Origin of the sequence: Ensifer sp. NM-2, from assembly GCF_003024455.1 — a bacterium.
GTDB classification, from domain to species: domain Bacteria; phylum Pseudomonadota; class Alphaproteobacteria; order Rhizobiales; family Rhizobiaceae; genus Ensifer; species Ensifer canadensis.
Genome location: NZ_PVZR01000217.1, coordinates 1 through 255 on the forward strand (window position 1 = coordinate 1; position 255 = coordinate 255).

Sequence of the window (255 nt, forward strand, 5' to 3'; positions counted from 1 at the left end):
GAGGCGGCACGGAAGAGGAGATCATAGATTATCCTCTTGTTGTGATAGGCGATGTCGGCGACCTCGACCGGTAGCGTGAAGACAACATGGAAATAGCCGACGGGCAGCAGATCGGCCTGGCGCGCGGCGAGCCATTCCCTTGCCGCCGCACCCTGGCACTTGGGGCAGTGACGATTGCGGCAGCTGTTATAGGCGATGCGGCTATGGCCGCAGTCCTCGCATGCCTCGACGTGACCGCCGAGGGCTGCGGTGCGG

At 63.5% G+C, this 255-nt stretch carries 1 protein-coding gene; it reads right to left on the reverse strand.

The window, feature by feature from the left end:
• Positions 1 to 255 (reverse strand): transposase zinc-binding domain-containing protein (locus C6558_RS39535; RefSeq protein WP_199197168.1); only part of this gene is annotated, 255 nt, incomplete at both ends.